We start from the raw sequence: 23,537 nt of genomic DNA on the forward strand, positions 1-23,537 counted from the left end.
TCAGGATGCCTTGAAGCAATCGGCCAGGGTGGTGCCCGAGGCGTTGTTGCTCAGGGTCTTGACGCCGGTGTTGGTCACGCTGAGGTTGCCGCACCGGTCGTTGGCCATGCTTCCCGTGCGGGTGGCCCGGATCGTGTAGGTCGACGCCGCCGTTGCAGTGGCCACTGCAACTCCAGGGACGCCCTCGATGAGCTGGATGTTGTATGCCGCCACCCCTGCACCTGGGCGGGGTGAGGTCGCAATACCCGCGGGCAGGACGGCACCGACAAACGTGTCCTTGGTGCTGAAGTAGCGGCGCATGTACTGCTCCGCCTCCGAGACAGCTCTTTGCGCATCGGTACGGCGCGACTTGGCCACCTGTTCTTGATAAGACGGATAGCCGATCGCGGCCAGGATGCCGATGATCGCGACCACGACCATCAGTTCGATCAGCGTGAAGCCACTCTGTCTGCGATCGGTCCGGAATTGGGGCATGGGGTGATTCATGGTTCTGGGATCAATTGGACGGAGGGGCGCTCAGCTGGAACTGCGTGCGGCTCCAGCCGGAAGTCGGGCAGGACACGCCGCCACGCAGCGAATTGGTTTCGGTGCCCAGAATCGCCACCCGGATGTTGCGACAGTTCGATCGGCCGGATTTTGCGGGATCTTCGTACTCGCCGTCGGCGCCGATACCCATGGGGCGTCCCACCACGTCTGGATCGATATAGGGGTCGGAAGCGTTCGTCGGTGTGGGCAGAGAGTAGGTGGACAGAGGGGTTCCGTCAGCCCGCGAATAGAACTTCGTGACGGACACGCCACGGGTGAAGCCACCGGAAGGCATGAATGCGACCGCAAATGGATCCAGACGCGTGTCGCCCGTGACGTCAAAAGACCTGCTCCGGGTCGCCGAGGCGGTGCGGGCATCCAGCAGGTACACGTAGTTGGCCGGCAGGTCATTGATCGTGCACATCTCCGTGCTGGCGGGGCGGCGCAGCACCGTGGTGGTGATCAGCACGCTGGTGCCCACGTTCTGCACTTCGGCAATCGAACGCTCTCCGGGCTGGAGGGCCACATCGGTCTGGTGAGGATTTTCCAGCGGCATGAACCAGCCGCGCTGGGTGTTCCAGTCGATGGCGTTGTCGGTGATACCGTAGTAGGTCACGCCGTTTCTCACGGCTGCCGTCGTGGCTTGTACACGCTGCTGTTGCAACTCCGTTGGCAGCACCTCGGTGGGGGTGACGTTGTTGGCCATGCTGCCATCGACGTTCTGCTGGTCCCAGATGCCATAGATGGCCTGGGCACCCATGTCGTCAAGATCCCCTTCTTCCAGCATCATGCCCGTGGCGAACACCACCATGAAGCCGTCGCTCCAGGGGTTCTTGAGGTCATGGGGCTGCCAGGCGGGTGCGCCGAAGATGGGGCGGTTGCCTGGGACGGTGAACAGGGGCCTGTTGTGTTCCACGCTCCAGTTGGAAGGAGCGCCCGTCAGATTGAACTTCCACAGATGACCATTGGCATCACCCGCATAGGCGGCCACCACCCGATGGTTCAGGTTGTAGTTGCGCAGCAGAGTCACGCCGCTCAGGCCGCGGCCAGCGGAATAGCCCGATGGCAGGGGAATGGTGCGGATCACGTCGCCGGTCAGGGCATCGAGGACCACGAGACCAGCCTTGTCGCCGCCGGCCACGCCGTTGTAGTGTCCATTGTTGATGGCAACGATCCATCGGCCCCGTTGGCCATTGGTGCTGTTGGGCATGTCTTCGGTCTGCCCACTGCGTGCGGGATTGACCATGTAGCCCACCGTCACATCGTCGCCGTCGGCCGTGTTGATGAGGTCCGGTCCGGTTTCCCACAGGAAATCCTGCTTGTCGGGAATGCGAGTGGGGGGGGCCCCGGTCTTGAACGGTGAGTTGACGGCATAGACCAACTGTTGACCACGCCCCCCGGTCCCCACCGCAATGTGCCGCCATGCCTGCCACTGGTCGGCGACGGAGAGGGAATTGGCGCTGGCGTACGCACGGTTGAAGATGTCATTCTGGCTGATGGGGCCATCCAGCACGTACTCAAAGGCGTAAGGCTCGGTCGCGTAGTTGAGCAGCCGCGCCATGCTGCGGCGGGGCATGAATGCCGCCTGTTCGACGCCTGTTCTCGAATCGAATGAATGCATCACCCCGCCGTTGGTCGCAACAAACAGGGAAGATGGGTAGCCCAGTTTGCGACCAGCAAAGCCCTTGTAGCTGTCCCAGCCGTCCACCCCGCCACCCGAGGTCACGCTGTCGTATTGGTAGTCGCGGGAATAGTTCATCAGCTCCGATGGTGGGTTCACCATGGCCGCGATCTTTGAGACCCTCTGCCGGAACAGCTGTCCATTTGCGTCGGTCGGGGTGTTGTCGCCTCGCAGGTAGTTCACGAAACTGGCATCGGTGGGAATCCGCGCGGCGCCCGTTCCTTGTCTCAGCGCCGTTTGCACATCGCTGGTGAGGGATGAGAAATTGCCGAGGAAATCGATCGGGGTGCGGATGCTGTTCATGGTGAACACGCGACGCAGCGAGGCGGCCGGCATGAGCTGTTCCGCGGACCACCGGGTGACGCCGGTCTCGTTGCCGTTGGCATCCAGTTCCTTGGCCAGGATGTTGCCCGAGTTGTCGAGCGTCTTGTACGACACGGTGTATTTGAGTTGTCCCGCCAGGGTCGAACTGTCCCCACCTGAACTGACGGAAACACCCGCATCGCGGCCGGACGCACTCAGGATCTCGGAAAGAATGGTGTTGAAGATGCCTTTGACGTCATCGGCGGTCCTGGCACTGAAAGATCTGGCGCCGCCTGTGTAGCCTGCGTGAATGAAGTCATCCACCCTGGGCTGGGTACCCGCGGCGATCAGATCGCCGGACGGCCAAGTGGGAAGAAACGAGGCGGCACCGGTATATCCCAGCAGGGCATATTTGGTTTGATAGGTCTGGATCTGGTTGAACGTCAGGCCACTGGTGGCGACCTCGCCGCCAGGCTGGATCAGGTAGCCAATGGTGTAGGTCGACATGTTCTGCCAGAACGTCGGCTGTCCCGGGCGGGTCTGCACTGTATTGTTGGCGTTGCCGCTCAGCATGTCGGTGTGCCAGTAATACTTGGCGGTCAGGTCGGCCAATCCCCCGGAACTGTTGGGATTGCTGGGATAAGGCGTGTATTTCAGGCGGCCAGCAATCGTGTCGATCCCCTGAGGCTGGTATCGGAATGTCTCCGTGCTGCCATCGCTCAAGGTCCGGGAGAAGGTGGGGCCAACGGTGTTGTCATAGTCCGGCCCGGCTGCAGACGGCCCCCAGGGATTGCCGGACGTCCATCCGCCATCGGAAAACAGCAGATTGAAAGAGCGTCGGCAGCTAAGCTCCGCGCTGCTGGAACTGGTCGGGATGGTGCGCCACGGATTTTCCGTGACGTTGTTTCGCATCAGGAAATAGTCTGCCGCCCGCTCAATCGAGTAATGCAGCGGGGTGCCGCCTTGGGAAATGATCCCATTGAGCCACGTGAAAAGTTCGTCGTTCTCCGTCGAACCGCGTTTGAGGTTGCGAACACCACGCGACGTGGTCACCGGGGCGCCTGCACCCGGTGGCAGTGACAGAGGGGCAGCCCAGGTCTCGTTGATGGGCATGTATCCGATGCGCAACTTGTCATCAAATTTGGCCGGCGAACTGAGTGCGCCATTGGTGTTGATGTCTGCAAGCGCCTGCCCGATGGCGGTGCTGGTGGCGGTCTGCCGGATGGAATACCAGCGGAACCAGTTCATGATGTTCGTCACTTCCTGCGTGTTGGAACAGACGTTGTTCGAGCAGTCTGTCCGCGAGTTGGGCGTGGGGATGGTGTACGTGGTCGTCGCGCCGTAAAGCACATTCACCTGGGTCCGTGCAGAGCAGCCAGTTTCCCTTCCAGAACCATCGGTGACCACGGCGGTGCAGATGGCGTAGGTGAATGCTGGCGAAGAGGTTGTGGCCGCACTGTAGGCAATGTGCTGGGGTGTCCGCAGCGAGTACCCCAGGGAATAGCGCACAGTAAATCCGGTGGGGTTGTCCTGGTTGACTACGTTTTGGTAGTTCCGGGTGAAGCCATCGCTTGCGTACATGGAGTGGTACACGCGCAAGTCGAACGGTGCAATGCTTCTCTGAAAAAGCCGGTAGGAGAAAGGGGCACTGCTCTGGTTGGACACCCAGACGGCGCCATCGGTCGGCGCAATCTGGGCGCCGCTTCCATTCACGCGCGGCAGGTACCGCACGCGGGGGTCGTAGTAGAGGGGGTTGACGTCGGCCGAGCGCTGAGCGGACCAGTTGGCAACGTATTGGGCCGGAGCGTAAGGGAGGGACACCGCAGTGCGGGCCACTGTGGTCCAGGATCCGGAGACAAGCCTGCGCTCATAACAGGTGTAGGTCGGCCCAGCGGCGGAATAGATTGCCTCGCCTCCGATGCCACTGTTGAATGTGGCCAACGTCGCTGAGTTCCTGTTGGAGTAGGGGGTCGGGCAGAAACGCTTCTCGTATTCCGTGTCGTCGGTGACGTTGTAGCTCTCGTGGTAATTGAAAGCCATCGATCCCGAGTTATCCAGGGAAATCATCAGGTTAGGCAACGCGCCGGCCTGATTGGTCAGCAAGGGGCGGTTGGCCGGTTGAGCCGCCAGTTGCGGGGCCACAGCCATCGCACTGACTGCCAGCGCGAGCAACGGCAGGAGCTTGGTGATACTCAGTCTTGAATGAAATTTCATGGCAACCTCTCTGGCGGGTATCTGTGTATCCGATGTCATTGCGGTCATTCGACACCTCTGCTGGCGGACAGCACGGGGGTGGACGGCGTGAGAATGGATTGAAGCCAGACCTCGGTACCAGCGGTCAGCAGGCCGCCGCTACTGACCACTGCATCGTTGGAGAGCCCGCGCGCGGTGATCAGGTACCGCCCATTGACCATGGCCTGGATGATGCAAGTCGGGTAGTTGGCCGGCTTGAGCTTGGCCTGTCCCTGGACATTGGTGTCAAAAGCCGGTGTGACAGTGATCAGGATGTTGGCTCCCGATGAGCCCCAGTTGGCCCTGGTGTTCCAGGCGCCAGCCCGGATGGCGGCTTCGGTATCGGCCGACACCTGCGTCGCCAGGATCTTTCCGGTCTCGCTCGGATAGGTGGTGCCTCCGTTGTCGGTGGCGTCCTTGGCGAAACGCTCACAACGTCGCAGGGCATCTTCGGCCGAGGTGCGTGCTACCTGGTTGGTCCTCATGTTGTTCGAGAACTGCTCGAAAGAGGCCGAGTTCCTGGCGGCGATCAGGCCGGCGAAGGAGATGATCACCAGCATGATCAGGGCCATGGGCAGCACGATGCCGCGCTCGACGGCCGGTGTGTGGCGGCACGAGGGGGCTGCTCCGGGACCAGTGGATTCGTTATTCATAAAGATAAGCCCAGGGGTCTTGGCCAGACACGTAGTCAGCTGGCAGTGCCGGGCGCATGTTGCGCAACTGGATGGTGGTGATGTAGGCACGGCGCAGCCGGCGATCGGTGGCCGTCTGCTCGACGCCATCGCAGTCAAGGTACCGGCCCACGTCATTCACGCTGTTGTCGCCGGTTGGTACGGCTGTGGCGCTGCGGGCCAGCAGGCAGACACGCAGCGCGGCCACGCGTGGCCAGTTCCCGGCGGTCGCGCCCAGGGCCGTATTGGATGCACTCACGTAACCCGCCACATGATGGGGGATCGGGTTGCCGGCGGTCGGCAGAGCCGTCACCGCGTACTGCACCTGCATGTTTTCGATGTTAGGAATCAGGGCGGTGGCCGTCCCGAAACCTGCACCTGTCCGACCCTGACAGAACAGCGATGGTGTGCCATCCGCGTCGTTGGCCACGTAGTAGCGGTTGTCGGCCAGGGCCAGCGGTGTGGCACTGGATGCTCCTTCGGCCAGCGCATTCCAAGTGGCGATCCCTTCATTGACGCAGTTGGCCGGAAGCTGAACGCCGGAACTGGTCACCGACTGGCTGTTGAGCAGGGTCGCTTCGTAGCGAACCGCAATGGCATCCGAGCCGGTGGTGGTCGTGTTGCAGGCCAGCGCCTCGAAGGCAGTGCTCCCGGCGTTGTTGGTAAATCCACCATCACACCCCAGAACCGCCCGCCCGGCGAACAGCCGTGCCCCGGAGTTGTTGACATTGGAAAAACCGGCGAGACGAACCTGCTGTTGCAGCAACTCCAGCGCCAAGGTGGCATCCTCGTTCATCTGTGATTCCAGGGTGCTGCCCCGGGAGGTGGTGGCCGTGTTGACATAGATGATCCCGACGGCACCCATCAGGAACAGGCCGATGGTCAGCGCGACCATCAGCTCGACAAGGCTCAGACCCCTCTGGAACTGCAGGCGGGTTCGTCCGGCGAAGCGTTGGTTTGACATGGTCACAGCCCCACCTTGAAGTACATGCAGCTATAGACAAGTTTGTCTGCCGCACTCAGGCTGTTGGGGCAATTCCCCTGGCCAGCCATGAACAACTGATAGTCGCTGGTCTTGAGGTCATCCGCTGAACCGCTTCCGACCTGCGGCTGTTGCCAGAGCAACCAGACATCCATGTCCCTGGTGGCACCCGACGGACGGCTGACGACGACGGCGTCCCCGAGCGGAAGCCGGCTGCGCACGCTGCGCAGAAACTGATCCACATCGGCGGCCGCCAGATCATCCGCAATCTTGTTGCCGTTTACTGCCACGGATGGGTCAAGCCCCAAGTTGGATGCGGCGACCGTGACAGGCGAACTCTGGTAGTTGTCGCCCAAGGCGATGCTGTAACCGCCTCGGTCGTAACCTGCAACGTTGAGTCTGGCGCGATCTGCAAAGTCGTTGACCAAGGCCATTCCGGTCAGACGGACCTGCGAGGTCTTGTTGTAGCTGAACGTGGCCCCGGAGAGCCCGGCAATGCCCAGCAGGCCAATGGACACCAGCAGAACGGCGACAAGCACTTCGATCATGCTGGCACCTTGCTGTCGCTGGATGGACCTCATGCGAGTGACGCGCGGAATAGGGCAAGTCGGGAACATGGCAAGGAGTCGCTCAGGGATGTACGGTGGTGACAGTCGGACGGCCCACGGGAGACACGGCCACCTTGTTGACTAGGGTGGCAGAGGTCACGCCGGAGGGGGTGACAGTGAATGTGGTGGCGCCGGTCTTGGCACCGGATGTCGACCCTGCCGCCATCAGCCCACTGGGCAGAAACTGCAAAAACTCCACGTTGGCGGAGCTGGTCAGCGAAGCAATCCCACTCTGGGCGGAGGTTGCCTGCAGGATGCGCTCGCCTGTGTTGAACGCCTGATCGGTCGCGCCGTCGTCAACAAACACAATCCAGCCGTTGCGCCACTCGGTGCCTGTGGCGCATGAGGTGCCCGTGGTGCTCGGGCACAGCATCACTTTTCGTGTGGACTTGATCGCTTCCGACCGTGCCAGCTGCAGGCTTGATGTCAATGCACGTGTCGCGCTGTCCCTGCGCCACTGGCGAACGGTTTCGCTGAAGTCGGGCATCGCCAGGGAGATCAGGACCGCGAAAATGGCAAGCGTCACCACCAGTTCCACAAGTGTGAAACCGTGTTGGGCTTGGGTGCGTGGCGGAAGGGGGAAAGACAGGTACTTCAATTTGCAGCTCCGTACTGCAATGTACCGGCCACGGTTTGTTGGGCTTGAGTCGCACCGACACGCGGTTGCTTTCGGATGCCTCAGCGGTAAAAAGCATTCATTTTTCACGCTTGGGCTTCACCTTGGCGCCGGACATCCTCTATTCATCCAGGCTCAGTCTCACCCGACCGATGCGATTGACAATGATTTTCTGTGTAGGCCCCACCCGCGGCATGATCTCCAGGGTAGCCATCCCGGAGGACATCATTCCCGTGGGATTGAATATGAATCGTTGGACATTTCCGCTGCCACGGATGCTCCGGATTCCAGTGGTGCCTTGCGATACCGCAACGAGTTTGTCTTCTGGGCCAAATTGCCCGTCGTCATCGAGATCCTGAAAGACCAGCCAGCCCGAGGCCCATTCTCTTGAGGATGGCGGCGCACAATTTCGTGCGTCCGGACTGCTGCACATCACGACGCGCCGGGACCAGTGAATGGCTTCGGACCTTGCCAGGGCGAGATGGTTGGTCAGTGCGCGGGTGACCAGATCGCGTTGCCATGTAGACAGCAACTCCACGAATTTGGGGATGGCGATCTGCAGGAGAACTGCCAGCAGCGCGGTAACCACCACCAGTTCTGTCAGTGTGTATCCGCGATGGGCCCCGTTGATTGCCTTGACTGTGTTTTCCATCCCTTTGATCCCCTGGCTGTTTGCCTGGGTGGATTATTCGGGTGGTGATGTCCAAATAGAATCGCCGAGGAGGCTATTGGTATGCGAATTGTCCCCTGCATGGAGGATCAATGCGGTATTTCGTTGCAGTGAGGCTACTTGCGGACTTCGTCCACCAGCGCCCGGAACTCGTCAATGTCCTCGAAACTACGGTACACGCTGGCAAAGCGGATATACGCCACCTTGTCGAGTTTCTTGAGTTCGCGCATCACCATTTCACCGAGCCGGGTGGCAGGTACTTCACGGGCGCCCAGGTTGAGCAGCTTTTCTTCGATGCGCTCGATGGCGGCATCAACCTGCTCGGTGCTGACCGGGCGCTTGCGCAAGGCCAGCGCGAACGAGGCGCGGAGTTTGGCCGGCACGTAGTCCACGCGCCGTCCATCCTTCTTGACTACCGCCGGGAAGCTGACTTCCGGGCGTTCGTAGGTGGTGAAGCGCTTTTCGCAATGACCACACTGGCGGCGCCTGCGGATGAAGTCCGCGTCTTCGGATACGCGCGTTTCGACGACCTGGGTTTCCAGATGACCGCAAAAAGGGCACTTCATCGCGCTGCGCCGCCTGGGATCACTTGTAGACCGGGAAGCGCGCGGTCAGGGCGTTGACCTTGGTGCGCACCGCTTCGATGTTCGCCGGGTCGCGCGGGTTGTCCAGCACGTCGGCGATCAGGTTGGCGGTCAGGCGGGCTTCTTCGTCCTTGAAGCCGCGGGTGGTCATGGCCGGGGTGCCGATGCGCACGCCGCTGGTGACCATGGGCTTTTCCGGGTCGTTGGGGATCGCGTTCTTGTTGATGGTCATGTGGGCGCTGCCCAGCACGGCCTCGGCTTCCTTGCCGGTGATGCCCTTGGCACGCAGGTCGACCAGCATGACGTGGCTCTCGGTGCGGCCCGACACGATGCGCAGACCGCGCTGGGTCAGCGTCTCCGCCACGATCTGAGCATTCTTCACGACCTGCTGCTGGTAAGCCTTGAACTCGGGGGTCAGCGCTTCCTTGAAGGCCACGGCCTTGGCAGCGATCACATGCATCAGCGGGCCGCCTTGAAGGCCTGGGAAGATGGCGCTGTTGATGGCCTTCTCGTGCTCGGCCTTCATCAGGATGATGCCGCCACGCGGGCCGCGCAGGCTCTTGTGGGTGGTGGAAGTCACCACGTCGGCGAACGGCACCGGGTTGGGGTACACGCCGGCCGCGATCAGGCCGGCATAGTGGGCCATGTCGACCATGAAAATGGCGCCGATTTCCTTGGCGATCTTGGCGAAGCGCTCGAAATCGATGCGCAGGCTGTAGGCAGACGCGCCGGCCACGATCAGCTTGGGCTTGTGCTCGCGGGCCTTGGCTTCCATGGCGTCGTAGTCGATCTCTTCCTTGGCATTGAGGCCGTAGGAGACGACGTTGAACCACTTGCCGGACATGTTCAGGGCCATGCCGTGGGTCAGGTGACCGCCTTCGGCCAGGCTCATGCCCATGATGGTGTCGCCGGGCTTGAGGAAGGCCAGGAACACGGCTTCATTGGCGGAGGCGCCGCAGTGGGCCTGCACGTTGGCGGCGTCGGCGCCGAAGAGTTGCTTGACACGGTCGATGGCCAATTGCTCGGCCACGTCCACGAACTCGCAGCCGCCGTAATAGCGCTTGCCCGGGTAGCCCTCGGCGTACTTGTTGGTCAGCTGGGTGCCCTGGGCGGCCATCACGGCCGGCGAGGCGTAGTTCTCGCTGGCGATCAGCTCGATGTGGTGTTCCTGGCGGGCGTTCTCGGCCTGGATGGCGGCGAACAGCTCGGGATCGGTTTGCTCGATGAGGATGTTGCGGTCGTACATGGTTTGGCAGTCTCGGGTGACGTGGACCCCGCGCACTTCGGTCGGTGTGGATGAAGCTGCAGGGACTGCCCAGGCGAACGGCTGAACGCCCGAAAACGGGCGGTGCACTTCCCAGTGGTTGTCCCGACCGGCAGATCGGGGGGCCACGTCAGCGCGGAGGGCGGGAGAACCGCCGTGCGCCTATCGCCAGTTGTGCACCGCGCTAGTTTAGCCGAGCCGTGAGGTCGGCGCGCCGAGGATCGGGGTATCCCGGTCAGGAACTGGTGAGATCGCCGGAGTGCGGCTCCGCTGGCGCCGGGGCGGCGCCAGGGGCGGCCTCGGCGGCGGGTTCCAGCAGACCGGTCCGCGTGGATGTCTCGGTACCGGGGGCGGCCGGAGCGGCCACAGGCATGGCCGAGAAAATCGGGAAGGAGGTGGGCATCGGCTTGCCCAGTGCGACGCTCTGGATGCGCATATGCTCGCTCATCACCTTGTTGATGTAGTCGCTGCCGTCGGAAGACACGGCTCCGACATACAGACGCAGCCCGCCTTCGACCGAGCCGGCCTGCTTGATGCAGTCCTGCAGCACCTTGACGCCGACGCGCAGGTTGCTCAGCGGGTCAAAGGCAGCGGCCTGGCCGCCGAAGTCGGCGTATTTGTCCGAATGGGCGCGGGTGAGCACCTGCATCAGGCCTTGCGCGCCGACCGGACTCTGGGCGTAAGGATTGAAGCGCGACTCGATCGCCATCACCGCCAGGATCAGGGTCGGGTCCAGGCGCGCCTTCTCGCCCATGGAGAAGGCTTCGGCCACCAGGGAGGCCAGAGGCTCCTGCGCCACCCGGTAGCGGCGGCTGAGCCATTGGGTCACTGCGGCCTGTTGCCTGGGCAGGGCGACGGGACTGGACGCCAGTGTGCGGTCGGCGGCGTCCTGAGGCGCTTCCGCGTCCTGCGCACTCAGCGTCACATCATGGCGCTCCAGCAGCCAGCCCAGCAGTTGCTGTTCGGCCTGGGTGCGCAGATCGCTGCGGGCTGCCAGGGTCAGGGCCAGAGCGGCCAGGCCGACGCCAAGCAGCGCCATGCCGTTGTGGGTGAAGGCCATGAAGCCGTGGAATGCGTCGGCCAGGGCCAGGCGCCAGGGGGTTGCGGCAGCTGCGTCGCTGCTCTTGTCGTGCTCGGTCAGGTACGGGGTCATTCTGTCGCTCCTTGCAAGGCTGAGCCATCCCGGAGGAGTGGCTGCATGCGGTGGGGGGCGCCATCAATGGCGGGACCGCAGGCCGAAGGAGGGTGGGGGCCGGCGGTGTTCGGGTTATCCCTGTGCGGGAAACGGGCGAATGGTATGGGCAGGCTAATGTCAAGTCAATGTTTTAAACTGTGTTTAATATAAAGTTTGGTTATTAGTATTTCGTGGGCTGTTGAGTCCGCTGACTTTCCTAGCGCCCCCGGCAAGCGTGACGGGGCTCTCCGCCGGGTCCTTGCCCGAAGGCGCCGCCTGTCGGTTCGGGTGGCTTTTGCAGCTCGTTGCAAGTCCGGCTGGCACCCTCGTCGGCCAACGAGAAAACAAAGGTTTCCGGGCGGTAACAGGGCTTGCCAACGACTGGGTGCGGGAGTAATCTTTGTGCACCGACGGTATGTCGGTAATCCCGCCAGACAAGTGGTACAGCCACCGTCCGGCACCCCACGGAAGCAATCTCTTGCTTCCAGGACGCAGGGACAATTCCCTCCTTGCTTCCGACCAGACGGCAAGTGCGTTTTTGCCCCGCCGTCAACCCCGGCAGCTTCGGCTGACCGGGGTTTCTCGTTTCTGGAGCAGGGTTCGCTGTCGAGGGGCGGTTCCGCGGCGACAATAGGGGTTTGAACGACCCCGCCCGGATCCCTTGGGTGGGAGTGGTTCCCGTCCATTCATTGTTAGCCCTATGTCGCTGTTCTCTTTGCGCAAAACGCCCCCGTCTTCTCCCGCGACCGACCCGATGGCTTCGGCCAGTGCCGGTGCCAAGGCGGTTGGCGCGAGCCAGACCCCCCATCCCCTCGATGCCGTCACCGGCGGCGCATTCTCTGCACCGACGTCTGGCGATCGGGCAGCCCGCGTGCGCGCCTGGCTGCTGACCGAGCCGACCTGGGAGGTGATGAACGAGGTCTTCAAGGAGCTGTCGCAGCGTGACCGCGGCGCAGCCAAGCCGCTGAAAGAGAAGCTCGATGAGCTGCGCCGGCAGAAGGCCCAGGAACACATCGGCGTCGAATGGGCCCAGAAGGCCGAGACGCTCATCGGGCAGTCGCGGATGAACCTGGCCGATGCCCTGGCCTGGCAACGCGATGCGGCCCGGGCCGGCGCGCCCTTGTCGCGCGAACCGCTGGCCGGTCTCAAGGTCGCGCTGTCCGAGCGTGTCAAGGCGATCGAAGATCTGCAGGACCGCGTTCAGGTCAAGCGCGAATCCGCGGTCCTGATGGCGCAGCGCATTGAAGTCTTGTCCACCAAGTCCTGGCGCGAGGCGCAGTCCAGTGCCCAGGCGCTGCGGGACGATGTTGCCGAATGGCAGAAGCAGGCCACCGAGCTCACCGCGGATCCGCAGTGGGCCAGCGTGGAACCCAAGTTCCCGCCGATGCTGGACGCTTCCCGTCAGCAACTGCAGCTGGTCTGGGACGCCTTCGAGGCCGCACTGGCCACGGCGGTGGCGGCCGATGCCGACCCGCAGGCCGCGTTGCCGGCGGTGCCGGTCTGGGCCGATGAGTTGCGTCAGGCCCGGGGTGAGACCGTCGAGGTGGTGGCTTCACAGGATGCCCAGGCCCACAAGGAACGCCGGGAGAAGGCGGTGGCCGAGCTGGAACGTGTGCTGGCCGTGCTGGAAAAGGAAGTCGGTCAGGGCCACGGCAAGGCCACACCCAAGGCCGCGGCCGATGTGCGTGCGGTGCTCAAGTCACAAGGACGTCTGCTGGGACCGGATCTGGAGGCCAAGGCCCACGCGGTGCTGGCCCAGGCGGGTGAGCTGGAAGACTGGCAGCGCTGGCGTGCCGACCAGTTGCGCGAAGAACTGGTGAAGAAGGCCGAAGCGCTGCTGGCGCCGCCCGAAGGCCAGCGCATGGGCGGCCGCAAGCTGCAGGAAACCCTGCGCGCCTTGCGCGAGCAGTGGAAAACCACCGATCAGGGCGGTCAGGCGAATCACGCGCTGTGGAAACGCTTCGACGAGGCTTGCACCCTGGCCCACAAGCAGGTCGAGGTCTGGCTCACCCAGGTTCGCCAACAGGCGGAAGCCCACAAGGCGCAGCGCCTGGCGCTGATTGAAGAGCTCAAGGCATGGACCGTCGCGCACACCGGGCAGTCCGACTGGAAAGTCCAGATCCGCGATCTGCATGCGTTTTCCGAGCGCTGGCGCGAGGCCGGCCATCTGAGCGAAAAGGCATTCGCCGAGTTGCAGCCGCAGTGGAAAGAAGCCATGCACCTGGCGCACGCGGGCCTGGAAGTCGCGCAGTCGCAAAGCGTCGCACGCCGTCGTCAGATGATCGAAGAAGCGACGGCGATGGGCGCCAGTCCTGCGCTGCGCATCGATGCGGTGAAGGAATTGCAGGGGCGCTGGCAGGCTGAAGCGCACACCGTGCCGCTGGAGCGCAAGCTGGAGCAGAAGCTCTGGGAAGCGTTCCGCAAGCCCATCGATGAGGCCTTCCAGCGCAAGAGCAGCGAGCGTGAAAAGGCCGCGACCGCGCTCAATGAACACGACCAGCGGGTGCTGGATGCGGCGCGCGCCCTGGACGCTGCCTGTGCGGCCGGTGATGCGCAACAGATCCGCAGCGCCCAGCAGGCGCTGGAACGCGCCCTGCGGGGCGAAGCAGAGGCGCCGGCGGTGCTTGCCAGCGCCGAAACCAGGGCCGAGTCGCCGAAGTCAGAACCCGCCGGTGAAGCCGCTTCGGCACCCGATGCCGGTGATGCTGCTGCGGCATCGGATGCCGACGACACCACCGCTGCGCCTGAGGCGCCGGCCCCCGCGCCTGTCCCCGCGGCCCCTGCGCGCAAGCTGGTCGCCATGCGTGGCGACGACCGCCCGGGCATGAAGAAGACCGAACCCGCAGGACGCGATGACCGCCGTGGTCCGGGTGGGCGCGACGCGCGCGATGGCCGGGACGCCCGCGGCCCACGCGGCGCCTGGGCGGAAAGCCGTCCTCCCCGCTCTGCGCCGGGCCATGCGACACCCCGTCTGGGCGACGCGGCCTTCCGCGCGCAGCGCCAGGCGATCGAACACGCCGAGGCCACCATGCGCAAGCTGGCGGCGCAGGCGCACGGTGAAGTGCTGACTCAACTGGTCAATGCCTGGGAAAAACGCGATCCTTCCGCGGTGCCGGCGGCACAGGCGCTGGGTGGCCGGGTGACCGCGGCGGCCCGTTCGGCCTGGACCAGTGCCCTGGGTGGAGCCGCCTCGCCGGTGCCCGCCGAGGCCTTGCTGCGGCTGGAAATGGCGGCCGAAGTGCCCACGCCCGCGGAGCAGCTGGATGCTCGCCGTCAGCTGCAGCTGCAGCTGCTGACCCGCCGCCACGATGCACCGCCGTCCGACACCTGGGGCCATGATCTGGCCAAGGTGCTCTCGGGGGCTTACGACGCCGGTGCTGCGCGTCGGGTGCAGAACGTGTTGAAGGTGCTGCTGCGCCGCTGACGCTCAGGGCCTGGACCGGAAGAATCCGTCGTAGAGCGTGACCAGCGCCGGGAACTCCAGGGCCAGGCGCTCACGATTGACGAAGTAGGCCTCGCAACTCACGGCAAAGAACTCGGCCGGGTGCGTGGCCGCGTACGCGTCGAGCCAGGGCGTGTCACCACCAAAGCGCTCGGCCAGCGACAGCGACTCGCGAAACCGTGCATAGGCGTCGGCCATCACGGCGCGCCAGTGCTCTCGGGCCTTTGCTTCGCTTCCGGTGCCCCACAGCGCACCGGGCAGGGGCGGGGCGCCGTCGGGCGAATTGCCGGCGCCCATGCCGTGCATGTCGATCTTGTGCGCGAACTCGTGGATGACGAGGTTGCCGCCGCGGTCGATGGTGTGCGGTGCGGCGAGCACGTCTTCCCAGCTGAGCATGATGGGCCCCCGGTCCATGGCTTCCCCAGCCAGAACCTCGTCGTACTGGTGCACGATGCCGGTCGCGTCGGTGTGGTTGCGTCGCGCCACGGCGGCACCCGGCTGGATCACGATGCCGACGAAGTCACCGTACCAGTCCAGCACCGAGAGCGGGTGCGCGGAGCGCTTCCCCGAGGGGGGCAGCATGTGCAGCAGTGGCAGGCAGGCCTGCGCCGCCACGGTCAGCGCCATGGCGTCGGTGACTGCCAGGCCGTGCGCGCCGTGGAATTCTTTTTCTTGCAGGAAATGGGTGCTCAGCAGCTTCAGGCGCTGGCGTTCGGTCTCGGTCAGCGTGCGCAGGAAAGGGTGGCGCTGCACGATGTCCCGCCATAGTGCCGTGGGCGGCTCCGGCAGGCGGCGCCAGGTGCGTGGCAGCCAGCGCTGCAGTGCGGCCGGGAGCAGGGTGCTCATGCAGGCGCCAGTGGCAGGCGCTGCAGGCCACCGGCGGTCAGGCGCAGCACTTCCAGTCGCGGCGGCTGCGCGTCGGCGTCCCAGTCGCTGAGCACCACGCGGCGCAGGCCATCGCCAAGATCGTGTTCTGCGGGGCGGTGCGTGTGCCCGTGGATCAGCGTGCGGGCATCCGCCCGCTGCAGCCATTCCCGGGCGGCCTCTGCGTCGACATCGGCCCAGAGTTCGGGGTCGTGGGCCATGCTTTGCTTGCGCGCCTCGCTGCGTTCGCGCAGGTCCTTCGCGACGGCTTCGCGCTTGGCCAGTGGCTGCGACAGAAACGCTTGTTGCCACGCGGAAGAGCGCACCTGGGCACGGAAGCGCTGGTAGTCGGTGTCGTCCAGGCACAGTGCATCGCCGTGACTGAGCAGCCAGCGCTGGCCATGGAAGTCGAGTGCCGTGGGATCGGCCAGGCCTCGCATGCCGCAGGCTGTCAGCGCGGCCTCTCCCAACAGGAAGTCGCGGTTGCCACAGAGGAAGAAGGTGGGGGTGGTGCGGCTGAACGCACGCAGCGCCCGGGCGCATTGGCTGGCGAAGCCGTCCGGTTCATTCAGTGCGTCATCGCCGATCCACACCTCGAACAGATCTCCCAGAATCACCAGCGCATCGGGGCGTCCGATGGCCGGCTTCTGCAGGTAGTCGAGCCAGGCCTGCACCGTGCTGGCGTGCGCCGCCTGGAGATGGAGGTCCGAAATGAAATCGACCGCCTGCCAGTGCGCGGGAGCGCGCCATGTGGCAAAGCGGTCGTCGGTCGCCATCGTCGGGTCTGGCGCAGGGGCCTGGGCCCCGCCGATCAAAGGGCGACGGCCTTTTCGATCACGACATCCTCTTTGGGCACGTCGTCGTGGAAGCCCTTGCGGCCGGTCGGCAGGGCTTCGATCTTCTTGACCACGTCGGAGCCCGACACCACCTTGCCGAACACGGCATAGCCCCAGCCCTGGGCGCTGGGCGCCGTGTGGTTGAGGAAGCTGTTGTTGGCGACGTTGATGAAGAACTGCGCGCTGGCCGAATGCGGGTCGTTGGTGCGGGCCATGGCGACCGTGTAGACCTCGTTGCGCAGGCCGTTGTTGGCTTCGTTCTGGATCGGCGCGTCGGTGGACTTCTGGGTCATGCCGGGCTCGAAGCCGCCGCCCTGGACCATGAAGCCGGGGATCACGCGGTGGAAGATCGTGTTGTTGTAGTGACCCTTGTTCACGTACGACAGGAAGTTCGCGGTGGTCAGCGGCGCCTTGTCGGCGTCGAGTTCCAGCGTGATGACGCCGTGGCCGGCGATGTGCAGTTCGACCTGAGGGTTGGCCATGTTCATTTCTCCAGAGTGGCTTTGAGGATGGTGACGGGCGTCTTGGGCACGTCCGTGGGGAAGGGGCCACCGGCGCCGGTGGGCACGGCCTTGATCTTGTTGACGACGTCCATGCCGGCGATCACCTTGCCGAACACGGTGTAACCGTAGAGCTGGCCTGCGGCCAGCAACTTGGCTCGGGCGATGTTCTCGTAGATCCGGCCCTGGTACTCGAAGCGGGGCACCGGGTCGCCCGGGGGGAGCGGTGTCGGGTCGAGGAAGGCATTGTCCTTGACGTTGATGAAGAACTGCGCTGTCGCAGATTGCGGGTCGTTGGTGCGGGCCATCGCGACGGTGCCGATCACATTTTTCGGACCGCCTTTCTGGATCGCGGCCTGACCTTCGTGCACGACCGGTGGGCGCGTGGGCTTTTCCTGGTACTTGGCATCAAAACCACCGCCCTGCAGCATGAAGTTGTCGATCACGCGGTGGAAGATCGTGCCGTCGTAGTGCTTGTCCTGCACGTACTGCAGGAAGTTCTCGACCGTCCTCGGGGCCTTGTCGGGGTACAGCTCCAGCACGATGTCGCCCATGGAGGTCGTCAGTCGGACCTTGGGCGCTGTGGCTGCAACCGGTGCAGGTGATTTGGCTGCTGTCTGCGCCACGGCAGACAACGCGGCCGAGGACAGGACCGAGACCAGCAAGGCCTTCAGCAGCGGGCGCCGCAGCAGGCCAGAAAAACCGTTCACTCCTTGCATCAGGGTGTTCCTTCGAAAAATATCTTCCACTGGTCGCGTTCGCGCGTCCAGTATTGGCGGCGGGTGACGCCGCGGGCCTGGTTCTGTGCCAGCTCGCCAAAGGTCACCACCATGGTGTCCTGGCTGTCTTTCCAGCGCAGCAGGGACACGTCCTTGATCGACAGGTCCCTGGGCATGCGTTGCGAGCGCAGTTCGCTCTCGACACGGCTCCAGGTCTGGCCGGAATCCTTGCCGCTGTCGGCGCGCTGGGCGTAGAAATCCTTCAGCCGGTCGATCTGCCCGCCGCTCTTGGCCTTGCGCCAGGCCTCCAGCGAGGCCTCGAACGAGCGGCGGTCTTCATCCAGCGCATCGGGCTGCACCCACTGCAGTTCCGGCGCAATCACGACCGGCGTGGTGCGGATCTGGACCGTGGCCAGCAGCTTTTCAAGATCGGGGTTGGACAGCACAACACAGCCGTCCGAGGCCTGTGGCGCCCGCACGAACTGCTCTTTGGGTGTGCCGTGCAGCCAGATGCCGCCGCCGGTCTTGCCGCGCTGGACATCCAGCGGGTTCGGATAGCTGATCGGCAGGGCGCCGACACCATAGAGGTCTGGCAGCGTGGACGGGTTCAGGTTGCTGGTGATGTAGTAGACGCCCAGCGGGGTGCGTTTGTCGCCTTCGGCCGATTTTTCGATGCCCTGCAGGCCGACCGAGATGTAGAAGTCGCCCAGCAGCTTGAGCTTCGGGGCCGGTGCGAGGTTGGAGCCCGGCGCCGCGGGTGTCTGGTTCTCGAACAGGTAAAGCCGGGACTTCGAGGCGTCGACAGCGATCGCATGCCGGCTTTGCGAGGCCAGCGCGAGGAATTGCGAAGGCACGGCGCCTTCGGGTGGACGCTCGGTCAGCGCCAGCATGCGGCGGCGCGATTCTTCACGCAGGATCGCCAACTGCGGTGCGGCGGCCATGGCCTTGGTGTCGGGCACATCGCCCAGCTGGCGGACCGGGCGCACCTGCAGGCTCAGCAGATCACCATGCACCAGGTGGGCGAGGTGGAAATTCGGGTAGTCACGGACCAGTTCATCGGCCTTGACCAGGGCTTCGCGGTGCTGCCCCTGGCTGATGAGTCGGTAGATCGACAGCAGCCGCGCTTCTGCCTGCCCCAGTTTGGGCACCACCTGGGCAACGGCTTCGTCGGTCAGGGCCTGCTGCTGCAGACCATTGCCGCGCGACGAGGACGCCGTCAGCGGATGGGTGGCGGCCTGGACAGTGGACAAGGCCGAGTCGATCAGCGACTGGCCCGCCGACACCGGGGCCGGTGCACTGGGCAGGGCGGTCTGGGTGGAGGGTGCCGGCGTGGCCGTCGTGAACGCACTGCCGCTGCGGAAAAACACCGACTTGACGGCATAGGCGGCTCCTGCGGCGGCGGCCAGGGCAATCGCACCGACCAGCATCCACCGCGGAACTCCGCTGCTGAAACCCGAATTCAGGGAGGCGGAAGAAACGCTGGCGTGACCCCGTTGAAAGTACCGCCGACCCGACATCAGGATCCCGTGGATTCGCGAACGATCAGCCAGCGGTTGCCGCTCTTGACCAGATCGAGCGTCTTGCGGCTGCTCACGCTGATGGAGTCAGACGCATAGGCTTGACGAAACCGCACCGAAGCACGGTCACCGTTGACCGTCACGGCCAGATCGCTGACACCGACGTCGATCTTGTTGCGGGGCACGATGCGGGCCTTGCGGTCGGCCTCCCAGTCCTTGCGGGTCTGGCCGCCGGGCGGCGTGAAGTTGGAGGCGTAGGCGCCCAGGTAACCCGACATGTTCTTGTTGGACCAGGCCTTGGCCCAGGCGTGCACGGCGGCTTCCACGTCGCCTTGGCCGTTGTTGGCCGTGGCAGGCGCGGGTGCTGCCGGCGCGGGCGCAGGGGTTGGTGCAGCCGTCGCTGTGGCAGGCGCGGCTGTCGTCACCGGGGGCTTGACCGCGGCCACGGGGGCTGCGGCAGCGGGTGCGGCGGACGTCGGCTTGACGCCCTTGGCGTCGGCGGCGAACAGGTTGCGGATCAGGCTCAGCTTGGGCGCCACGGCGGCGTTGCCGGCGTCGAGCTGCAATGCCTTGCTGTAGGCCTGGCTGGCCAGCTTGGCGTAGACGTCGCCCAGGTTTTCGTGGGCCGTGGCATAGCTCGGGTTGGTGCGGATGGCCATTTCGAGGGCAGCGCGGGCCTTGTCGAACTGGCTCTGTCCGGCGTAGAGCACGGCCAGGTTGTTGTAGGGCTCGGGCAGTTCGGGGAAATCTTCGGTCAGCTTGGAGAATGTCGCGATGGCATCGGTCGGCTTGCCACTTTCGGTCTGGATGACACCCTTGAGGAAGCGCATCTGCGGGTCGCGCGGCTTGCCTGCCAGGTACTGGTCGGCCTTGCCCATTGCATCGGCAAGCTGGCCGGCGCGCAGCAGACGATTGACTTCTGCGTAGTCGTCGCTCTGGGCCCATGCCATGGTCGCACCCATCGCGGCGGACACGGCAATCGAGAGTGCCACCATGCGCAGCGGAGCTGCGAGCGAGCGACGGGCTTTGCCGGAAGGCGTGACGGACTGGGAAGAAGAAAAAGTCTTGGGGTGGTTCATGGGACCTCAGATGGCGAAAGCGGCAAACCGAAGGCCGAAACGGGCCAACATGTAAGACTATAGCGCTCAGTCAGGAAGGCGAACCAAACCGGGCTGGCTATACTGCCGCATTGTATCTGAGGGTGTCACGTCGATACCCGTGTTCAGGTGCGTCCGAGCAGCCGGTTCGGCCCGGTTTCCCCCATGCCCTTGCGAATCTTCAACTCCCTCTCCCGCGGCGTCGAGCCGTTTGCGCCCATCGATCCCGGACACGTGCGCATGTACGTCTGCGGCATGACGGTCTACGACCTCTGTCACCTCGGTCACGCCCGCTCCATGCTGGCTTTCGATGTGGTGCAGCGCTGGCTCAGGGCCAGCGGCTTTCGCGTGACCTATGTCCGCAATGTCACAGACATTGAAGACAAGATCATCGCCCGCGCCGTCAAGAACGGCGAGACCATCAAGCAGTTGACCGACCGGATGATCGACGCGCTGCACCAGGATGCCGACGCGCTGGGCATCGAGCGCCCGACGCACGAGCCGCGGGCCACCGAATACGTGCCGCAGATGCTGGACATCGTGCGCCGCCTGGAAAACAAGGGCCTGGCCTACCGCAGCCCCAATGGCGATGTGAACTACGCGGTGCGCAAGTTCCCTGGCTACGGCAAGCTCTCTGGCAAATCGCTGGACGATCTCCGCGCAGGCGAGCGCGTGGCAGTGGACGATGGCAAACAGGACCCGCTGGACTTCGTGTTGTGGAAGTCGGCCAAGGCCGGCGAACCTGCCGAGGCCCAATGGGACAGCGCCTACGGCAGCGGCCGTCCGGGCTGGCACATCGAATGCTCGGCCATGAGTTGCGAGATGCTGGGCGAGAGTTTCGACATCCATGGCGGTGGCGCCGACCTTCAGTTTCCCCACCACGAAAACGAGATTGCTCAGAGCGAAGGAGCGACTGGCCAGCCGCTGGCGCGCTTCTGGATGCACAACGGCTTCGTGCGCGTGGACAACGAGAAAATGTCCAAGAGCCTGGGCAACTTCTTCACGATCCGCGAGGTGCTGGAAAAGTACGACGCCGAGACGGTGCGCTTCTTCGTGCTGCGCGCGCACTACCGCAGCGCGCTCAACTACAGCGGCGTGCATCTCGACGACGCCCGCGCTGCCCTCAAGCGCCTGTACACCGCGCTGGCGACTGTGACGGCCGAAGTGCCCGCGGCCATCGACTGGTCTTTGCCGTTTGCGGCGCGCTTCAAGGCCGCCATGGACGAGGACTTCGGCACGCCCGAGGCGGTCGCTGTGCTGTTTGATCTGGCCGGTGAAGTCAACCGCACCCGCGACGCATCTGCTGCGGGTCTGCTGCAGGCCCTGGGCGGTGTGCTGGGGCTGCTGCAGCAGGATCCCCAGGCCTATCTGCAGGCTGGCGGTGCAGGCGAAGGGCTCGACGAAGCTGCCATCGCGCAGCAGATCGCTGACCGTGCGGCTGCCAAGGCCGCGAAAAACTTTGCAGAAGCAGACCGCATCCGTCAGTCGCTCTTGGCCCAGGGCATCGTGCTCAAGGACGGCCCGGCCGGCACGACCTGGGAGCGCAGCTGATGGTCACTTCCATGCTGCCCGAACCCGGGCCGGACGCTCCGCTGTACTGGCAGGAAGCCTGCCGCCACCTGATGAAGCGCGACCGCGTGATGAAGAAGCTGATTCCGCAGCACCCGGGGGTGAGCCTGCAGTCGCGCGGCGATGCGTTCGTCACACTGGCGCGCAGCATCGTGGGCCAGCAGATCTCGGTCAAGGCCGCGCAGTCGGTCTGGGAAAAATTCGAGAAACTGCCGCGCAAGATGACGCCGGCCTACGTGCTCAAGCTCAAGGTCGACGACATGCGCGCGGCCGGCCTGTCGGCCCGCAAGGTCGAGTACCTGGTGGACCTGGCGCTGCACTTTGCCAACGATCAGGTGCACGTAAAGGCCTGGGCAGAGATGGACGACGAGGCCATCATTGCCGAGCTGGTGGCGATCCGCGGCATCGGCCGCTGGACCGCCGAGATGTTCCTGATCTTCCACCTCATGCGCCCGAATGTGCTGCCGCTGGACGACATCGGCCTGCAGAACGGCATCAGCCGGGCTTATTTCTCCGGTGAGCCGGTCAGTCGCAGCGAGATCCGCGAGGTGGCTGCATCGTGGGCACCGTTCAGTAGCGTCGCCACTTGGTATATTTGGCGCTCGCTGGACCCGCTGCCGGTCAGTTATTGAGCCCCTCGGGGCTTTTCCGTTTCCGGACGTCGTTCACACAAAGACCAAAGGAGTCCTACCTTGGCCAAAAGAAACTTCCTCGACTTCGAGCAACCCATTGCCGAACTCGAAAGCAAGATCGAAGAACTCCGCTATGTCCAGACCGAATCCGCGGTCGACATTTCCGCCGAGATCGAACAGCTGTCGGGCAAGAGCCTGCAACTCACCAAAGACATCTACAGCACCCTGACGCCGTGGCAGATCACCAAGATCGCGCGCCATCAGGACCGCCCCTACACGCTGGACTACGTGAACGAAATCTTCACGCATTTCCAGGAGTTGCACGGCGACCGCCACTTCTCGGACGACCTGTCCATCGTGGGAGGTCTCGCACGCTTCAATGGCCAGCCCTGCATGGTGCTCGGCCACCAGAAGGGGCGTGACACGAAGGAGCGTGGCCTGCGCAATTTCGGCATGACCAAGCCCGAGGGCTACCGCAAGGCGCTGCGCCTGATGAAGCTGGCCGAGAAGTTCAAGCTGCCGGTGTTTACCTTTGTCGACACGCCCGGCGCCTATCCGGGCATCGACGCCGAGGAGCGCGGCCAGTCCGAAGCCATCGGCCGCAACATCTTCGAGATGGCGCAGCTGGAAGTGCCGATCATTTCCACCATCATTGGTGAAGGTGGCTCGGGTGGTGCGCTGGCGATTTCGGTGGCCGACCAGGTGCTGATGCTGCAGTACTCGGTGTACTCGGTGATCAGCCCCGAAGGTTGCGCCTCGATCCTGTGGAAGACCAGCGACCGCGCCAGCGATGCCGCGGAAGCCCTGGGCATCACGGCCCACCGCCTCAAGGCCTTGGGGCTGGTGGACAAGATCGTCAACGAACCGGTCGGCGGCGCGCACCGCGACCACGGGCAAATGGCCGCCTTCCTCAAGCGTGCCCTGAACGACGCCTGGCGCCAGGTCGCCGATCTCAAGGTCAAGGAACTGCTGGAGCGCCGCCACGCGCGCCTGGACAGCTACGGCCGCTTCACCGACACCAAGGCCGACAGCGCCAAGCGCTGATCTTCGC

At 64.4% G+C, this 23,537-nt stretch carries 20 protein-coding genes and 1 riboswitch; of the genes, 4 read left to right on the forward strand and 16 right to left on the reverse strand.

From position 1 onward, the window contains the following. The 10 genes from ACS5NL_RS19430 to ACS5NL_RS19475 all read right to left on the reverse strand — a co-directional run bounded on the left by ACS5NL_RS19430 (window position 1) and on the right by ACS5NL_RS19475 (window position 11,289). On the reverse strand, window positions 1-486 hold the full coding sequence (locus ACS5NL_RS19430) for a type IV pilin protein (RefSeq protein WP_439355626.1): 486 nt from the start codon (window positions 484-486) through the stop codon (window positions 1-3). Window positions 487-496: 10 nt separating this feature from the next. Continuing rightward, entirely contained in the window at window positions 497-4,723 is a 4,227-nt protein-coding gene (locus tag ACS5NL_RS19435; RefSeq protein ID WP_439355627.1) for a pilus assembly protein, read from the reverse strand. A gap of 44 nt (window positions 4,724-4,767) precedes the next feature. Continuing rightward, window positions 4,768-5,394: a pilus assembly PilX family protein gene (locus tag ACS5NL_RS19440; protein WP_439355628.1), complete on the reverse strand. Its 627-nt coding sequence runs from the start codon at window positions 5,392-5,394 to the stop codon at window positions 4,768-4,770. Further along, a complete protein-coding gene (locus ACS5NL_RS19445) occupies window positions 5,387-6,376 on the reverse strand; it encodes a PilW family protein (protein ID WP_439355629.1) in 990 nt (329 codons plus the stop codon). Before ACS5NL_RS19445 ends, ACS5NL_RS19440 begins: the two co-directional genes overlap by 8 nt. Before the next feature lie 2 nt (window positions 6,377-6,378). Continuing rightward, the gene (gene pilV, locus ACS5NL_RS19450) at window positions 6,379-7,011 is read right to left on the reverse strand and encodes a type IV pilus modification protein PilV (RefSeq protein ID WP_439355630.1); all 633 of its coding nucleotides are present in this window, start codon (window positions 7,009-7,011) and stop codon (window positions 6,379-6,381) included. Window positions 7,012-7,024: 13 nt separating this feature from the next. Then, entirely contained in the window at window positions 7,025-7,600 is a 576-nt protein-coding gene (locus tag ACS5NL_RS19455; RefSeq protein WP_439355631.1) for a GspH/FimT family pseudopilin, read from the reverse strand. Between the two features lie 139 nt (window positions 7,601-7,739). Continuing rightward, on the reverse strand, window positions 7,740-8,270 hold the full coding sequence (locus ACS5NL_RS19460; RefSeq protein WP_439355632.1) for a GspH/FimT family pseudopilin: 531 nt from the start codon (window positions 8,268-8,270) through the stop codon (window positions 7,740-7,742). A 134-nt stretch (window positions 8,271-8,404) separates the two neighbouring features. Continuing rightward, window positions 8,405-8,854 carry a transcriptional regulator NrdR gene (gene nrdR / locus ACS5NL_RS19465; RefSeq protein ID WP_439355633.1) on the reverse strand — a complete coding sequence of 150 codons (450 nt, stop codon included), beginning with the start codon at window positions 8,852-8,854 and terminating at the stop codon, window positions 8,405-8,407. Window positions 8,855-8,873: 19 nt separating this feature from the next. Next, the gene (glyA, locus tag ACS5NL_RS19470) at window positions 8,874-10,118 is read right to left on the reverse strand and encodes a serine hydroxymethyltransferase (RefSeq protein ID WP_439355634.1); all 1,245 of its coding nucleotides are present in this window, start codon (window positions 10,116-10,118) and stop codon (window positions 8,874-8,876) included. Between the two features lie 60 nt (window positions 10,119-10,178). Then, window positions 10,179-10,322, reverse strand: a riboswitch (ZMP/ZTP riboswitch). A gap of 49 nt (window positions 10,323-10,371) precedes the next feature. Beyond that, window positions 10,372-11,289: a transglycosylase SLT domain-containing protein gene (locus ACS5NL_RS19475; RefSeq protein ID WP_439355635.1), complete on the reverse strand. Its 918-nt coding sequence runs from the start codon at window positions 11,287-11,289 to the stop codon at window positions 10,372-10,374. A 721-nt stretch (window positions 11,290-12,010) separates the two neighbouring features. Here ACS5NL_RS19475 and ACS5NL_RS19480 point away from each other — a divergent pair. Next, window positions 12,011-14,734: a DUF349 domain-containing protein gene (locus tag ACS5NL_RS19480; RefSeq protein WP_439355636.1), complete on the forward strand. Its 2,724-nt coding sequence runs from the start codon at window positions 12,011-12,013 to the stop codon at window positions 14,732-14,734. Window positions 14,735-14,737: 3 nt separating this feature from the next. Here the strand turns inward: ACS5NL_RS19480 and ACS5NL_RS19485 are convergent, their stop codons facing one another. The 6 genes from ACS5NL_RS19485 to ACS5NL_RS19510 form a co-directional block, all read right to left on the reverse strand. Then, on the reverse strand, window positions 14,738-15,598 hold the full coding sequence (locus tag ACS5NL_RS19485; protein ID WP_439355637.1) for a M90 family metallopeptidase: 861 nt from the start codon (window positions 15,596-15,598) through the stop codon (window positions 14,738-14,740). Beyond that, the gene (locus ACS5NL_RS19490; protein ID WP_439355638.1) at window positions 15,595-16,392 is read right to left on the reverse strand and encodes a UDP-2,3-diacylglucosamine diphosphatase; all 798 of its coding nucleotides are present in this window, start codon (window positions 16,390-16,392) and stop codon (window positions 15,595-15,597) included. The genes ACS5NL_RS19485 and ACS5NL_RS19490 overlap by 4 nt, the downstream gene beginning before the upstream one ends. Window positions 16,393-16,427: 35 nt before the next feature. Beyond that, entirely contained in the window at window positions 16,428-16,934 is a 507-nt protein-coding gene (locus ACS5NL_RS19495) for a peptidylprolyl isomerase (RefSeq protein WP_439355639.1), read from the reverse strand. Window positions 16,935-16,936: 2 nt separating this feature from the next. Next, window positions 16,937-17,671: a peptidylprolyl isomerase gene (locus tag ACS5NL_RS19500; RefSeq protein ID WP_439355640.1), complete on the reverse strand. Its 735-nt coding sequence runs from the start codon at window positions 17,669-17,671 to the stop codon at window positions 16,937-16,939. Continuing rightward, complete coding sequence (locus tag ACS5NL_RS19505) at window positions 17,671-19,098, reverse strand: L,D-transpeptidase family protein (protein ID WP_439355641.1); 1,428 nt, start codon at window positions 19,096-19,098, stop codon at window positions 17,671-17,673. Before ACS5NL_RS19505 ends, ACS5NL_RS19500 begins: the two co-directional genes overlap by 1 nt. An 89-nt stretch (window positions 19,099-19,187) precedes the next feature. Next, entirely contained in the window at window positions 19,188-20,267 is a 1,080-nt protein-coding gene (locus tag ACS5NL_RS19510; RefSeq protein WP_439355642.1) for a YybH family protein, read from the reverse strand. 183 nt (window positions 20,268-20,450) lie between these two features. On the opposite strand from ACS5NL_RS19510, the gene cysS reads away from it, so the two are divergent. From cysS to ACS5NL_RS19525, 3 genes are read left to right on the forward strand one after another with little or no spacing between them, the layout of a single operon-like run. Then, on the forward strand, window positions 20,451-21,836 hold the full coding sequence (gene cysS / locus ACS5NL_RS19515) for a cysteine--tRNA ligase (protein WP_439355643.1): 1,386 nt from the start codon (window positions 20,451-20,453) through the stop codon (window positions 21,834-21,836). Beyond that, window positions 21,836-22,486: a DNA-3-methyladenine glycosylase family protein gene (locus ACS5NL_RS19520; protein WP_439355644.1), complete on the forward strand. Its 651-nt coding sequence runs from the start codon at window positions 21,836-21,838 to the stop codon at window positions 22,484-22,486. Before cysS ends, ACS5NL_RS19520 begins: the two co-directional genes overlap by 1 nt. 60 nt (window positions 22,487-22,546) lie before the next feature. Further along, entirely contained in the window at window positions 22,547-23,530 is a 984-nt protein-coding gene (locus ACS5NL_RS19525; RefSeq protein WP_439355645.1) for an acetyl-CoA carboxylase carboxyltransferase subunit alpha, read from the forward strand. Window positions 23,531-23,537: the final 7 nt, after the last annotated feature.

It is taken from the genome of Hydrogenophaga sedimenti, assembly GCF_051857515.1.
Classification (GTDB): domain Bacteria; phylum Pseudomonadota; class Gammaproteobacteria; order Burkholderiales; family Burkholderiaceae_C; genus Hydrogenophaga.

What these genes read in the sequence shown, in the direction of transcription:
- glyA (WP_439355634.1), bottom strand. Translation starts at nt 10,118, where the DNA reads ATGTACGACCGCAACATCCTCATCGAGCAAACCGATCCCGAGCTGTTC.
- nrdR (WP_439355633.1), bottom strand. Translation starts at nt 8,854, where the DNA reads ATGAAGTGCCCTTTTTGCGGTCATCTGGAAACCCAGGTCGTCGAAACG.
- pilV (WP_439355630.1), bottom strand. Translation starts at nt 7,011, where the DNA reads ATGTTCCCGACTTGCCCTATTCCGCGCGTCACTCGCATGAGGTCCATC.
- ACS5NL_RS19520 (WP_439355644.1), top strand. Translation starts at nt 21,836, where the DNA reads ATGGTCACTTCCATGCTGCCCGAACCCGGGCCGGACGCTCCGCTGTAC.
- ACS5NL_RS19480 (WP_439355636.1), top strand. Translation starts at nt 12,011, where the DNA reads ATGTCGCTGTTCTCTTTGCGCAAAACGCCCCCGTCTTCTCCCGCGACC.
- ACS5NL_RS19490 (WP_439355638.1), bottom strand. Translation starts at nt 16,392, where the DNA reads ATGGCGACCGACGACCGCTTTGCCACATGGCGCGCTCCCGCGCACTGG.
- ACS5NL_RS19505 (WP_439355641.1), bottom strand. Translation starts at nt 19,098, where the DNA reads ATGCTGGTCGGTGCGATTGCCCTGGCCGCCGCCGCAGGAGCCGCCTAT.
- ACS5NL_RS19510 (WP_439355642.1), bottom strand. Translation starts at nt 20,267, where the DNA reads ATGAACCACCCCAAGACTTTTTCTTCTTCCCAGTCCGTCACGCCTTCC.
- cysS (WP_439355643.1), top strand. Translation starts at nt 20,451, where the DNA reads ATGCCCTTGCGAATCTTCAACTCCCTCTCCCGCGGCGTCGAGCCGTTT.
- ACS5NL_RS19500 (WP_439355640.1), bottom strand. Translation starts at nt 17,671, where the DNA reads ATGCAAGGAGTGAACGGTTTTTCTGGCCTGCTGCGGCGCCCGCTGCTG.
- ACS5NL_RS19460 (WP_439355632.1), bottom strand. Translation starts at nt 8,270, where the DNA reads ATGGAAAACACAGTCAAGGCAATCAACGGGGCCCATCGCGGATACACA.
- ACS5NL_RS19495 (WP_439355639.1), bottom strand. Translation starts at nt 16,934, where the DNA reads ATGGCCAACCCTCAGGTCGAACTGCACATCGCCGGCCACGGCGTCATC.
- ACS5NL_RS19485 (WP_439355637.1), bottom strand. Translation starts at nt 15,598, where the DNA reads ATGAGCACCCTGCTCCCGGCCGCACTGCAGCGCTGGCTGCCACGCACC.
- ACS5NL_RS19475 (WP_439355635.1), bottom strand. Translation starts at nt 11,289, where the DNA reads ATGACCCCGTACCTGACCGAGCACGACAAGAGCAGCGACGCAGCTGCC.
- ACS5NL_RS19430 (WP_439355626.1), bottom strand. Translation starts at nt 486, where the DNA reads ATGAATCACCCCATGCCCCAATTCCGGACCGATCGCAGACAGAGTGGC.
- ACS5NL_RS19440 (WP_439355628.1), bottom strand. Translation starts at nt 5,394, where the DNA reads ATGAATAACGAATCCACTGGTCCCGGAGCAGCCCCCTCGTGCCGCCAC.
- ACS5NL_RS19445 (WP_439355629.1), bottom strand. Translation starts at nt 6,376, where the DNA reads ATGTCAAACCAACGCTTCGCCGGACGAACCCGCCTGCAGTTCCAGAGG.
- ACS5NL_RS19435 (WP_439355627.1), bottom strand. Translation starts at nt 4,723, where the DNA reads ATGAAATTTCATTCAAGACTGAGTATCACCAAGCTCCTGCCGTTGCTC.